This is a genomic window from Streptomyces sp. YS415, assembly GCF_023544665.1.
Taxonomy (GTDB): Bacteria; Actinomycetota; Actinomycetes; order Streptomycetales; family Streptomycetaceae; genus Streptomyces.
This window is the reverse complement of the sequence record NZ_JAMJFL010000032.1, coordinates 46,157-59,599: the sequence shown is the minus strand read 5'-3', so window position 1 is coordinate 59,599 and position 13,443 is coordinate 46,157. Positions and strand designations below refer to the sequence as shown.

Genomic DNA, 13,443 nt, shown 5'->3' with positions numbered 1-13,443 from the left:
CCGGCTCCCCCGTTCAGCCTTTGATCGCGCGCAGCGCGGCGTAGGCGCCGAGGACCCACAGGGCCAGCGGCAGCAGGGCGATGGCGGTCAGGGAGTGCAGGAGTTCGGCGGCGCGTCCCCAGTAGGGCACCAGGCGGCGGCCGGGGACCGTCCAGGAGGCGATGGCCAGGCCGGCGGTGAGCGCGAGCAGTCCGGCGGCCAGGAGCAGCCGGCCGCCGGGGGACATGCCCGTGGCCGCGCCCAGGGCGAGCAGGGCGCCGCCGGCGGCGCCGGGGACGGTCAGCGACAGCCGCTGCCAGACGTTGCCGAGGCCCCGTGCGTGCAGCAGCAGGAGCAGGCAGAGGGTGAGCGAGGTCAGTGTCTCCGGCAGGTTCGGGTCGTGGGTGAGGGCGGCCAGGCAGGCCGCGCAGACGGCTCCGGCGGCGCCGTACAGGCCGGTCATCCACTGGTCGGCCAGGACGGCGCGGGCGGCGACCACCGTGGTGGAGTGCGGCTCGATGCCCTCCTGGAGCTGTGCGGCGTTGGTGGGCAGCGGCGGCATCCGCAGCCCGGACAGGCGGAAGGCCAGCGAGGGGACGAACGCGCCGAAGACGACCGCCACCAGGGCCGTGAGGCTCGCGCTGTGGCCGGGCGGCAGGTCGGCCAGCAGCATCAGTGTCCCGGTGAGCGCGCCGGCGGCGGCGGCCACGCACACCGCCATGAAGAGCGCCGGGTAGGCGGCGACGGCGGCCAGGGCGAGGACGGAGGCGCCGGCGGCGGCGGCCGACGCGGCCAGCAGTCGGGCGCCGAACACCTCCCAGGCCTGGTCGCCCTCGATCGCCCCGCCGGGCAGCAGCCAGCCGGCCAGGGCCAGGCAGGGCACGGCCACGAAGCCCAGGGCGGCGCCGGCGCCCGCGTCGCCCACCGCGCGGCTGGCCGACGCCGCTCCGGCGATCAGCAGCAGGCCGGCCACCGTGGCGGCGACCGCCCTCAGCACCCCGCTCCCGCCGGGCAGCGCGAGGGCGACGACGCACACCGCGACCGCGGCCGACGCCATCCCCAGCAGCTGCCGGCGCCCGGCCAGCGGTGACCAGCCGTGGGGGCGGTCCCGCATCGTGGTGGCGATGCCGTCGACCAGGTCGTCCAGGTGTACTTCGGGCAGCGTCTCGGAGCGCGGGCGCAGGTGCAGGGTGGCGCCGTCGCGCACCTCCAGGCCCGCCAGCGTCGCCTCCTCGTCGAACGGTGCCTCGCCCAGGCGCTGGAGGACCCACCCGCCGTGATCGGCGCCGGCCTCCTCCACCTCCTGGCCGCAGAAGTCGAGCAGGGCGGGCAGCAGGTCGGCCACGGGGATGTCGGAGGGGACCGCGAGATCGATGCTCTGATCGGGGGCGCGCACGGTGAGGTGGCACAACGCCGCCGCCTGACTCTCGGTCATGGGAGCCGACCCACGCCCTTCTTGTCTCTTCTCAACCACTATGTGGTTTAGGTGAGTTATGCATAGTATGACTGCGCACGGGCGGAGCGGACGATCAGGACCACGCTCGTGCTACTCGCCTCTACGCGGTCTTCGCCCGTGCGGTTCGAGAGGCGGACGCCTTTTCTCGGTCAGCGATCCGGACCTCTCCGGTCCCGGCCCGGGCGTCACCACCACCGCCGGACACCTTGCGCCAAGGCCTCGGCGCCCCCAGCCCGTGAAGGAGTCCTACGTTGAGCGTGACCCTCTTCCGCAGGCCGGCCCGCCGCCGCGGACCGGACATGCCGTCGGGCGAGCTGAGCCTCCAGGAGCCGCCGGTCCTGCCGGAGCTGGTGCCCGACTCCTCGGCACTGTGGAACTACCTGCCGATGGCGCTGATGTCGGTGTCGATGATGCTGATGTTCATCAGGCCGGGCGCGGTCAGCGGCTTCATGTACCTGGCCCTCGGCATGATGGTCCTGTCGGCCGCCGCGATGATGGTCGGCCAGGTCATGCGCCGGGCCGGGGAGCGCAAGCAGCGCCTCAAGGGGGAGCGCCGGGACTACCTGCGCTACCTGGGCCAGATCCGCCGTAAGGTGCGCGGCGCCGTCGCCGACCAGCAGCGCGCCCTGGCGTGGCGGCATCCCGCGCCCGACGCGCTGATCGGCACGGCGCGCACCTCACGGCTGTGGGAACGCCGGGTCGCTGACGAGGACTTCGGCGAGGTCCGGGTCGCCGTCGGCGAGCAGAAGCTGGCACTGCGGCTGGCGCCGCTGTCGACCAATCCGGTGGAGGACCTGGAGCCGCTGAGCGCGCACGCGCTGCGCAGTTTCATCCGCGCCTACTCGACCGTGCCCGACCAGCCGATCGGGATCTACCTCAAGTCCTGGGCGCGGGTGCTCTTCCGGGGGGACCAGGAGCGCGTACGCGGACTGGTGCGGGCCATGCTGGCGCAGCTCGCGGTGTTCCACTCGGCCGACGACGTGTGGATCGTCGTATGCGTGTCGGACGAGCGGCGCCGGGAGTGGGAGTGGACCAAGTGGCTGCCGCACGCCCTGCACCGGGAGCAGGAGGACGGGGCCGGGCCGACCCGGATGGTGGTGTCCGCCTTCGCCGAGCTGGAGAACCTGCTGGGCGCCGAGTTCGCCGAGCGGCCCCCGTTCGACCCCGCGGGCGTCCCGGGTCCCGAGGAGCCCTACACGGTCGTCGTCGTGGACGGCGTCGAGATGCCCGAGGGGCACCGGCTGGACGGCCACGGCTTCCGCAACGCGGTCGTCCTGGATCTGGACGGAGCGCTCACCTGGCGTCCGGGGCGCGTCACGCTGCGGCTGGAGATCGACGGCGACGAGGTCGGACTGGTCCGCACCGACCGCGACCGCAAGGAGCAGAAGACCCGCCTCGGCCGCCCCGACACCCTCGGCGTGACCGGTGCCACGGCCCTCGGCAAGGTCCTGGCGCCCTACCGGCCGAGTCTAGGCACCGAGACCTCGCAGCAGCCGACCGGGAACGTGGGGCTGACCCGGCTGCTGGGCATCGGCGACCTGCACGCGCACGACCCGGCCACCCTGTGGGAGCGGTACTCGGGCGGCGCCCGGCTGCGCGCGCCCGTCGCCGTGGACGGCAACGGCATGCCGGTGGAACTGGACATCAAGGAGTCGGCGCAGGGCGGCACCGGACCGCACGGCATGCTGATCGGCGCCACCGGCTCCGGCAAGAGCGAACTGCTGCGCACCCTCGTCCTGGCCCTGGCCCTGACCAACTCCTCCGAGACCCTGAACTTCGTCCTGGTCGACTTCAAGGGCGGCGCGACCTTCCTCGGCCTGGACGAACTCCCGCACACCTCCGCGGTGATCACCAACCTGGCCGACGAGGTGGCACTGGTCTCCCGCATGCAGGACGCGCTGCACGGCGAGATGATCCGTCGGCAGGAGCTGCTGCGCGCGGCCGGCAACTTCACCTCCGCCCTCGAGTACGAGAAGGCCAGGGCTTCCGGCGCGCCACTCGATCCGCTGCCCAGCCTGTTCGTGGTGGTCGACGAGTTCAGCGAACTGCTCGCCGCGCACCGGGACTTCATGGAGCTGTTCGTGATGATCGGCCGGCTCGGCCGGTCCCTCGGCGTCCACCTGCTGCTGGCCTCGCAGCGGCTGGACGAGGGCCGCATCCACCAGCTGGAGGGCCACCTGTCCTACCGCATCGGCCTGCGCACCTTCTCCGCCATGGAGAGCCGCGGTGTCCTCGGTGTGCCCGACGCCTACGAACTGCCCGCGCAGCCCGGCAACGGCTATCTGAAGACGGCGGGCGTGCAGGAGCTGACGCGGTTCCGCGCCGCCTACGTCTCCGGCGCGCACCGCAGAAGGACGGGCGAGAGCGTACGGGCCCGGGTGGCGGGCCAGGTGATGCCCTGGACCACCGACTGGGTGGTGCCCCGCCGCCCCGTCGAACCGTCCGAGGAGCCCGACGGTACCGGCCCCGAGGCGGAGGCGGACGAGAACGACACTGAGACCCTGCTGGCGGTCGCCGTCGAGCGGCTGCGCCACGCGGGGCCGCCGGCCCACCAGGTGTGGCTGCCGCCGCTCGAGGAACCGCCGGCCCTGGACCAGTTGCTGCCGCCGCTCGTACCCGACCCCCGGTACGGGCTGACCACCGCCGACTGGTCGCTGCGGGGACGGCTGACCGTGCCCGTCGGCATCGTCGACAAGCCCTTCGAGCAGGTCCGCGACCTGCTGACCGTCGACCTCTCCGGGGCCGGTGGCCATGTGATCGTCGCCGGCGGTCCGCAGAGCGGCAAGAGCACGCTGGTGCGCAGCCTGATGGCCGCGCTCGCCCTCACCCACACGCCGCGCGAGGTGCAGTTCTACTGCCTGGACTTCGGCGGCGGCACGCTGTCCAGCCTCGCGGGGCTGCCCCACGTGGCCGGGGTCGCGCCCCGGCTCGACACCGAACGGGTGGGCCGTACGATCTCCGAGGTCAACGCGCTGCTGGAGAGCCGCGAGCAGATGTTCCTGCGGCACGGCATCGATTCCATGCCCACCTACCGGCGGCGGCGCGCGGCCGGGGAGTTCGCCGACGAGCCGCACGGGGACGTGTTCCTGGTCGTCGACGGCTGGTCGACGGTCCGTCAGGACTTCGACCGGTCCCTGCCGGCGTTCAACGCGCTCGCCGCGCGCGGCCTGAACTACGGCATTCACCTCGTGGTGACCGTCTCGCGGTGGTCGGAGCTGTCCTCGGCGGTGCGCGACCAGGCTGGCACCCGCCTGGAACTGCGCATGGGCGACCCGATGGACTCCGAGCACCCGTCGCGGCAGGCCGCGACGGTCCCCCGCGTCCCGGGCCGGGGTCTGACCGGCGACCACAGCCACTACCTGGGCGCGCTGCCCCGCATCGACGGCGGTGACGGTGTGGAGGACCTCTCCGAGGCCGTCGCCGCACTGGTGGACGCCGTGGCCGAGAACTGGACGGGGCCGTCCGCGCCGCCGCTGCGGATGCTGCCGACCGTGCTGCCCGCCGCGGACCTGCCCTCCCCCGCCGGCGACTTCAAGGTGGCGCTGGGGCTGGAGGAGGAGCGGCTGTCGCCCGTGTGGCACGACTTCTCCGAGAACCCGCACCTGATCGCCATCGGCGACACCGAGAGCGGCAAGACCAACCTGCTGCGGCTGGTAGCCCGCGCCATCACCGAGCGGTACACGCCCGCCGAGGCCCGCATCATGGTCGTCGACTACCGCAGGACCCTGGTGGAGGCCGTGCCCGAGGAGTACCGGCTGGGCCACGCGGTGGCCGCGGAGGGCCTGAAGGACCTGATCGCCGGCACGGTCCGGGCGGCGCAGGCGCGGACGCCCGGTCCGGACATCAGCCCCGCCCGGATGAAGCGGGCCGACTGGTGGCAGGGGCCGCGGCTGTTCATCCTCGTCGACGACTACGACATGGTCGCGAACGGCCCCGCCAACCAGCCGCTCGCGCCGCTCATCGAGCACCTGGCGATGGGCTGGGAGGTCGGCGTCCACGTGATCGTCGCCCGCGCCGCGTCCGGCGCCGCCCGGGGCATGGGCGACCAGCTGATGCGCCGCCTCAACGAGGCCAACACCCCCGCGCTCCAGCTCTCCTGCCCGCCCTCGGAGGGCGTCCTCTTCAGCGGCCTCAAGAGCCGCATCCTGCCACCCGGCCGCGCCTTCCACATCGCCCGGCGCAAGGTGGTGCAGGTGCAGACGGCGATGGTGGAGGGGGACACGGAGGAGGAAGCCGACGGTCAGGCAGGGTGAGCCGACCGGGCTTCGCCATGGACCGGCAACAGGAACGGCGGGCAAGGGCGTCTCCGCCCTTCCCCGCCGTTTCAACCAGCAGCACGGTTGCTTCACGGACTACTGTTGCCGTACCACCAGCGAGGCCGAGGACTCAGAGGCGGTTGTACCGCCACTTGCGCTGGTCGTCGACGTTCTCAGTGCGGGCGATCGTGATGGAGCCGTCGGCCCAGCTGGTCAGCACCTTCACGGAGTTCATGGGACTGATCTGCCAGTAGCCGCCCCTGTCGCCGACCATCCACCACTGGCCCTCGTCAGCCGAGCCGCAAGGCGACATGTAAGGCGCCCCACTCGTCCACCTCACGTGGTCGAGGCAATCGCCGGTGACAAAGTTGATCATCTGCGCCGTGTCCTGGTCATAGAACCAGAGGGCCCGCGCGTCGGAACAGTCCGCCTGGCCGACCTTCCGCCGGTCCGCAGCGTCTACCGCGACGCACTTCTTGTTGTTCTGGTTCTGGAACTTGGCGACAAATCCGTCCGCATGTGCGCTGGGGGCGACGGCGACGGCCGAAGCAGCCAAGAAGAGGGCACCCGCGGCCCCCATCAGACCCTTCTTGAACGGCCCACTCCGCCTTCCCGGTCGTGCGGTCTTCTCCACCGTCTCTGTGCCCTGACTCATTCTCTCTCCTGTGCTCTGTGCGTCACTGGTCAGTACCGGCGCGTCGACTTCGTTCGACGCGCCGCCTGAGCGCGTCACCGTCCTGGTCGGAGCCCCGGCGACACAGCGCATTCCTCACTACGACCGACCGGGCGCGCGGGTTCACGCGGCCACCTCTAACGGAGACCGCCGGACGGCTCCCCGCCCGGCCGCCACCCCCGGGCCCTGCCCCGGGGGATCACCACCGCCGCCGCGGCGACCAGGAGGACCAGGGCGCCGCCCCCGGCCGCCACGGTCAGCGCGCGGTGGCGTGGGGCCGGTGACGGCGGTTGGGGGAGGCGGGCGGACGGGTTGACGGGCCGGGTGCCGGGGCCGACCGCGGGGACGGCGGTCAGCGCGGCGTAGGGGTCCAGCAGCGGGACCCGCGCGGGGTAGCCGAACTCCACGAGGCGACGGGACACCTCGTCCGCCTTCAGTCCGGGGTGCCGGGCGCGTACGAGGGCCGCGGTCCCGGCGACGTGCGCGGCGGCCAGCGAGGAGCCCGAGCCGATGAAGTGGCCGCCGCGCGGGCCGGTGCCCACCACGGCGTCGCCCGGTGCGGCGAGATCGGCGGAGAAATAGGGCACCGACTTCTCGGACCTGACGCCGCCTGGGCCGTGGTCCACGACGGACAGGACCCGGGGTGCGAACGCGGGCCAGTAGGGGCGCGTGCCGGGGTCGGGTTTGCCGGTCGCCGGGTCGTCGGCGACGGTGTCGGGCGCGGCCGGCGCGACGACCAGCGCATCGCGGTCGGCGGCGTAGGCGACCGCCTCGGTCAGTTCCTCCCGGCCTCCGGCCAGGGCGCTGGCGACGTAGACCACACCGGCCCCGCGGTCGGCCGCCTGCCGGATGGCCGACGCCGTGCGGTCCACCGACGGCTCACCGCGCTCACCGGTGCCGCGCAGCGCGAGGATGCGCACCGACGGCGCGACGCCCGCCGTGCCGACGCCCTCGGCGCGGGCCGCGGCGATGAGCGAGGCGGCGAAGGTGCCGTGTCCGACACAGTCCCCGGCGCCCTGTCCGGCGGCGTCCACCCGTCCGGCGAGGGCGGGGACCGACGCCTCGACGCCGGTGTCCACCACGGCCACGGTGACGCCCTCGCCATTGGCCAGCTCCCACAGCCCGTCCAGTCCCAGCGACCGGCGCGGCCACGGCACCTGGCCGGACGTCACCGGGGAGGGTCCGGTGCACGGCCGGCCCGCCGCGAGCGAGCCGGGGATGGCGGGCAGGTTCACCGCCTTCTCCTCGCTCCCGGCGCCGGAGGCGGCGCCTGCGGGTGCGGCCGGGGCCGCGCCCAGCGACAGGGCGGTCACCACCGCGAGGAGGGACGTCCGTACGGCGAGACGGTGTATCCGATGCAGTGCGGGCATGCCCGCAACAACGTCCCCAGACGGGGCCCGGGTTCACCGGTGGCGCGCTCCGGGTGGAATTTCACGAACTCGTTCCCCACGTCTCGAACTGAACCGTGCCGCTCGCCGTAGGCATGGGCAGGACCGCCGTCGCTCCCGTCGGCCTTCCCGGGGGCCGTCGGCGCATGGGCGGCGACGCTGAGGAGAGAAGAGGTCGAGGGTGTCACGGCAGTTGCTCACCGTCTGCCCGGAACAACCGGACAGCTTCCGCACCATCGGGGAAGCACTCGCCCGAGCCCGGACCGGCGCCATGATCCGCGTCCGGCCGGGCCGCTACGAGGAGAACCTCACCGTCCGCAGGAGGGTGACGGTCGTCGCCGATGGCGAACCCGGCAGCGTTGAGCTGTGTCCCCGCAAGGGCAGCGCCGTGACCCTCGTCGCCGACGCGGTGATGCTGGCCGGCCTGACCCTGCGCGGCGGCCAGGACGACCTGCCGGTGGTGGACGCCGCCCGCGGGGAGGTGGCCCTGGACGGCTGTACCGTGATCGGCTCGGGGTGGACGGCGCTGCTCGCCCGGGACACCGGCTTCCTGGCGCTGCGCGACTGCCGCATCACCAACCCGGCCGGAGCCGGGGTGGTGATCACCGCTCCGACCAGCAGCGTCGTGGAGAACTGCGAGATCGAGCACCTGGGCACCTCCGCCGTGGTGGTCACCGAACGCGGACGGGCCGGCATCCGGGGCAGCCGGATGCGCGCCGCCCAGGGCAACGGCGTGCTGTGCAACGGGGAGGCCGAGACGCACATCGCCCACTGCGACATCAGCGCCACCGAGAAGCCGTCCCTCGCCCTGGAGGACCGCGCGCTCACCACCGTGGAGCACACGGTCGTGCACGACACCGCCGTCGGCGTGCTGATCACCTCCGGCACCCGGCAGACCCTGCGGGAGGTGACCGTCCTCGACACCACCGGCGCCGCCCTGGTGCTGTCCTCCGGCACCGACCCGATCCTCAGCCGCTGCCGTACAGAGCGGACCGGGGACAGTGCCCTGGTGATCACCGAACGCTCCCGCGGCACGTTCGAGGACTGCTCGTTCACCGCGTCCCAGGCCCCCGCGCTGCGCATCGTGCAGGGCGCGGCACCCGTCCTGCGCGACGTCTCGGTACGCGACTGCGCGGGCAGCGCGCCCGCCGTGTGGCTGGCCGAGGACAGCGCGGCCGAGTTCGACCGGCTGCACGTCGCGGACAGCGCCGGCACCGGCGTGACCGTCCGCTCCGGCGCGAACCCGCTGCTGCGCCGCACGACCGTCACCGGCTCCGGCGGACACGGCGTGGAGATCACCGACAACGGCCGCGGCCGGCTGGAGGAGTGCACGGTCCACGACGCGGGCGGCTCGGCCGTGCACCTGTCCGACTGCGGTGAACTGACCCTGGCCGACAGCGTGCTGAAGTCCGCGACGGGCTCCGGCGTGAGCGCCGAGAACGCGCGCGGCACGCTGCGCGACTGCGAGGTCCGGCTCAGCGGCGGCTCCGGCGTCACGGTGCGCGAGGGCGCCGACCTCACGCTGACCCGGGTGCGCGTCACCGAGTCCGGCGGCCACGGCGTGCTCGTGGCCGACGGGGGCCGGGCCGCACTCTCGTCCTGCGACCTCGCGGAGAACACCGGCGACGGCGTACGCGTCGACAGCGCCGAACCGGTCTCGCTGACCCAGTGCGCGCTGTCCTCGAACAAGGGGTACGGCCTGCGCGCCACCCGAGGACACGACCGCCTGGAGGTGCGGGAGGTGCGGGAGGAGGGCAACGGGCTGACCGCGCCCGAGGAGGAGCCCGGCGGCACCGGGGCGGGCGCCGGGGGACGGCCCGCGCCGCAGCGGGCCCGCCCGCAGGGCCCGCTGGAGGAACTGGAGGCGCTGACGGGCCTGGAGGACGTCAAGGAGCAGGTCCGCACCCTGGTCAACCTCCAGGCCATGGCACAGCGCCGGGTGCGGCTGGGCATGCCGGTGCCCGCGATGAGCCGGCACATCGTCTTCGCCGGACCGCCCGGCACCGGCAAGACCACGGTGGCCCGGCTCTACGGCAGCATCCTGGCCCAGCTCGGCGTGCTCGAGCAGGGGCACCTGGTGGAGGTGTCGCGCGCCGACCTGGTCGCGCAGATCATCGGCGGCACCGCCATCAAGACCACCGAGGCCTTCAACCGGGCCCTCGGCGGTGTGCTGTTCATCGACGAGGCGTACACGCTGGCCTCCGGCGGCGGTGGTTCGGGGCACGACTTCGGGCGGGAGGCCATCGACACCCTGGTGAAGCTGATGGAGGACCACCGCGACGACGTGGTCGTGGTCGCCGCCGGCTACTCGGAGGAGATGAACGGGTTCCTGGCCGCCAACGCGGGCATGGCCTCGCGGTTTACCCGCGTCGTCGAGTTCGGCAACTACTCCGTGGACGAGCTGGTCACCATCACCGAGAACATGTGCGAGGCGAACCAGTACGCCTTCGGTCCGGGCACCCGTGAGGCGCTGGCCACCCGCTACGAGCGCATGCCCCGCGACGCCACCTTCGGCAACGCCCGCGCCGCGCGCCAGCTCTTCGAGGAGATGGTCGACCGGCAGGCGTCCCGGCTCGCGGCGCTGCCCGACGTGGGGGAGGCCGACCTGTCGCTGCTGCTGCCCGAGGACACGGGGGCGGCCGTGGACGCGCGCACCGCCTCCTCCGCCGCCGCGCGCAAGGACGAGATGCTGGCCCGGCTGGAGGCCATGGTGGGGCTCGGGGCCGTCAAGCGGGAGGTACGCGACCTGGTCGACCTGCTGGCCACCGCGCGGCAGCGGGAGGCCGCCGGCCTGCCCGTCCCGGCCATCGGACGGCACCTGGTCTTCGCCGGACCGCCCGGCACCGGCAAGACCACCGTGGCCCGCCTGTACGCGCAGCTGCTGCACGCCCTGGGCGTCCTGCCGCAGGGGCAGCTCGTCGAGGTGGCCCGGCCCGACCTCGTCGGCCGCTACATCGGGCACACCGCCCAGCTCACCAAGGAGGCGTTCGAACGGGCGGTGGGCGGAGTTCTGTTCATCGACGAGGCCTACACCCTGACCCCTCGGGACGCGTCGTCCGACTTCGGCCGCGAAGCGGTCGACACCCTGCTGAAGCTGATGGAGGACCGTCGCGACGAGGTGGTGGTGATCGCCGCCGGCTACACCGAGGAGATGGAGCGCTTCCTCGCCTCCAACCCCGGTCTGGCCTCACGCTTCTCCCGGCATGTGACCTTCGAGAACTACTCCACCGAGGAGTTGGTCACCATCATGGGCCGGCGCGCCTTGGAGTCCGGCTACGAGCTGGCGGACACCACGGGTCATGCGCTGCGGTCGTATGTCGATGCCCTGCCCAGGGACCGCTCGTTCGGCAACGCGCGGCTGGCCCGGCAGCTCCTGGAGTCGATGATGACCCGTCACGCCCGCCGCATCGGCGGCCTGGCCTCGCCCACCATGGACGACCTGCGGCTGCTGCTGCCCGAGGACATCGACGCCGGGGTCATCGCGGTCTGAGCCCCGGGCCCCGCGGCGGCGGGTGAACCGAAAGCCCCGGTGTACGTAGTGACGTGTGCATCACCTGCCGTCACCATTTCACGGAAGGTTCCTCATGCTCACCCGACCCACGACCGGGGACACCCGCACCCGCATACGCGTGGCCGTGCTGACCGGTACCGCGCTCGTCGTCGGACTGACCGCCGGCGGACTGCTCCTGCAGGACGACGGGAACACCCCGCCGGAGCGGGTCCAGGCCGTCGGTGCGGACGCCCCCGCGCCGGACCCGGCGAAGACGGACGCGTCCTACGACGTCCTGGACGCCCCTCCGCCCTTGTCCAAGGAGGAACTCGAATCCCGCAAGCAGAAGGAGAAGGAGAAAGAGGAGAAGGAGACCGAATCGAGAAAACAGGGGAAGCCGAACCAGCACAGGGAGTCGAAGAAGCTGCCCCTGACAGACGGGCATCCGAACGACGACGCGCTCCAGGACACCATCCCCGGCGTGGAGGGGACGCCCACGAACAACTGGCTGGAGGTGCAGCACAGGCTGACCAACGTCGCGACGGGCAAGTGCCTCACCGCCGGGGCTCCCGGCAGCCGGAAGCTGGCGCAGAACGCTTGCGACGACTCCCCCTGGCGCTTCGAGGAGACGGGCCGGCCGGGCAGGTTCCTCATGAAGGAGCGCACGAGCGGCCAGTGCCTGGACACCAACGGCAAGGTGCTCTACCTCTCCGGCTGCACCGCCCAGGACGAGGGCCAGCACTGGCGTGTGTCCACCCGGCTGGAGACCTGTGACGTGTACATCAGGAGCGGCGCCTTCGACCAGCGCTACCTGAGCGGCTGGCTGGACGGCACCCTCACCGTGGCGCCGCTCGCCGAGATCGACGACCACGCCAAGCGCGCCTGGAAGTCACCGACCATAACGCGCTGCTGACCCACCCGCCACGGCCCGCGCCCCCGCGGTGAACCGGAACCCGACCGCGCCCGTTGCCTCCTTCGGACAAGCACAAACATGGACCGATAACGAAATGAGGCGTGATGACGACGGTGACTGCGGACGGCCGGCACGGCGTGGGGGCGCACGGGACGGTTCCGGTCTACTTCGACGACCTGGACTCGTACGGCATGGTGCACCACGGCCGCTACGCCGTGCTCCTCGAACGGGCCGTGATGGCCCACTGGGCGGCACGGGACGTGTCCCTGGGCGGCACGGGCACACCGGGGACCGAGCAAGTAGTGCAGGTTGTACGGGCCCTTGAGCTCACCTACCAGGCGCCCATCACGCGGATCGGCGAGATCCGGGTTCACTTCTGGATCGACCACGTGGGGCGGACCAGCTACCGCTACGCGTTCCGCCTCCTGTCGGCCGACGGCTCGGTAGTGCACGCCACGGGCCGGCGGACCCAGGTGAACCTCGATCCGGCGACCCTGCGTCCGGCGCCGCTCCCCGCGGACCTTCTGCGCGTGGCTGAGCCCTTCATGTCCGAGGAGGCCCGCGCCTCGCTCACGGCCCGGACGGCGGAGGTCGCGGTGGAGGTGTGAGGAACCCCGCTCCCAGTGGCACCGGGAGCGGCCTCAGCCGGTGATGCCCCGCTCGGCGAGAACCTTCCGCAGCGCCCGCAACGCGTAGTACGAACGCGACTTCACCGTCCCCGGCGGTATCCCCAGGTGCTCCGCCGCTTGCGCCACGCTGCACTCGAGGTAGTACATCAGCTGGATGACCTCCCGGTGCTGCTCGCTCAACTCCTCCAGCGCCTCGGTCACGGCCCGCCTCGTGAGCAGCCCGTCCAGGCCGTCCTCGACCGGCATGTCCAGCAGCTGTGTCGACACCTCCGGCGGGCGGATCAGGCGGGCGCGGTGGTGGTCGGTCACCAGGTTGCGCACCACCGTGAACATCCACGGCCGTGCCTCCTCGACCTTCAACCCAAGCACCGAGGCGTGCCGCCACGCCCGGACGGCGGCCTCCTGGAGCACGTCCTCCGCCCGGTGCCAGTCCCCGCCCAGCAGCCGCACCGCGTACCGCAACAGCAGCGATCCGTGCTGCGCGTACAACGACCGGATGAATTCTCCGCACTCGTCCGCGGTTCCCACGGTCCCCGTACCCGGCGCACTGCCGTCGGCCAGCCTCATTCCGTGGCGCCCTCATCGTCGATCAGATCTCGTTGTGACAGCCCTCCCGCCCACACGCGGCAGAGCAACCACACACTGACCGCTGGAACTTG

General features: G+C 72.7%; 8 protein-coding genes. 4 read left to right on the top strand and 4 right to left on the bottom strand.

Annotation, left to right across the window (positions count from 1 at the left end; genetic code table 11):
• Window positions 1-13: 13 nt before the first annotated feature.
• Window positions 14-1,414, bottom strand: coding sequence for a type VII secretion integral membrane protein EccD (gene eccD / locus M8H82_RS30435; protein ID WP_250078300.1), 1,401 nt, complete (start codon window positions 1,412-1,414; stop codon window positions 14-16).
• Between the two features lie 278 nt (window positions 1,415-1,692).
• On the opposite strand from eccD, the gene eccCa reads away from it, so the two are divergent.
• Window positions 1,693-5,688: a type VII secretion protein EccCa gene (gene eccCa / locus M8H82_RS30430; protein WP_250078312.1), complete on the top strand. Its 3,996-nt coding sequence runs from the start codon at window positions 1,693-1,695 to the stop codon at window positions 5,686-5,688.
• A 133-nt stretch (window positions 5,689-5,821) separates the two neighbouring features.
• Here the strand turns inward: eccCa and M8H82_RS30425 are convergent, their stop codons facing one another.
• Together M8H82_RS30425 and M8H82_RS30420 are read right to left on the bottom strand one after the other, a co-directional pair.
• Entirely contained in the window at window positions 5,822-6,346 is a 525-nt protein-coding gene (locus M8H82_RS30425) for an RICIN domain-containing protein (RefSeq protein ID WP_250078299.1), read from the bottom strand.
• A gap of 155 nt (window positions 6,347-6,501) precedes the next feature.
• Window positions 6,502-7,734, bottom strand: coding sequence for a S8 family serine peptidase (locus M8H82_RS30420; RefSeq protein WP_250078298.1), 1,233 nt, complete (start codon window positions 7,732-7,734; stop codon window positions 6,502-6,504).
• Window positions 7,735-7,933: 199 nt separating this feature from the next.
• Here M8H82_RS30420 and M8H82_RS30415 point away from each other — a divergent pair, with 199 nt between their 5' ends.
• The 3 genes from M8H82_RS30415 (at window position 7,934) to M8H82_RS30405 (ending at window position 12,763) form a co-directional block, all read left to right on the top strand.
• The gene (locus tag M8H82_RS30415; RefSeq protein WP_250078297.1) at window positions 7,934-11,242 is read left to right on the top strand and encodes a right-handed parallel beta-helix repeat-containing protein; all 3,309 of its coding nucleotides are present in this window, start codon (window positions 7,934-7,936) and stop codon (window positions 11,240-11,242) included.
• Between the two features lie 94 nt (window positions 11,243-11,336).
• Window positions 11,337-12,155: an RICIN domain-containing protein gene (locus M8H82_RS30410; protein WP_250078296.1), complete on the top strand. Its 819-nt coding sequence runs from the start codon at window positions 11,337-11,339 to the stop codon at window positions 12,153-12,155.
• Between the two features lie 104 nt (window positions 12,156-12,259).
• Window positions 12,260-12,763: a thioesterase family protein gene (locus M8H82_RS30405; RefSeq protein WP_250078295.1), complete on the top strand. Its 504-nt coding sequence runs from the start codon at window positions 12,260-12,262 to the stop codon at window positions 12,761-12,763.
• 33 nt (window positions 12,764-12,796) lie between these two features.
• On the opposite strand, the gene M8H82_RS30400 is transcribed toward M8H82_RS30405, so the two are convergent.
• The gene (locus M8H82_RS30400) at window positions 12,797-13,351 is read right to left on the bottom strand and encodes a sigma-70 family RNA polymerase sigma factor (RefSeq protein WP_250078294.1); all 555 of its coding nucleotides are present in this window, start codon (window positions 13,349-13,351) and stop codon (window positions 12,797-12,799) included.
• Window positions 13,352-13,443 lie beyond the last annotated feature (92 nt).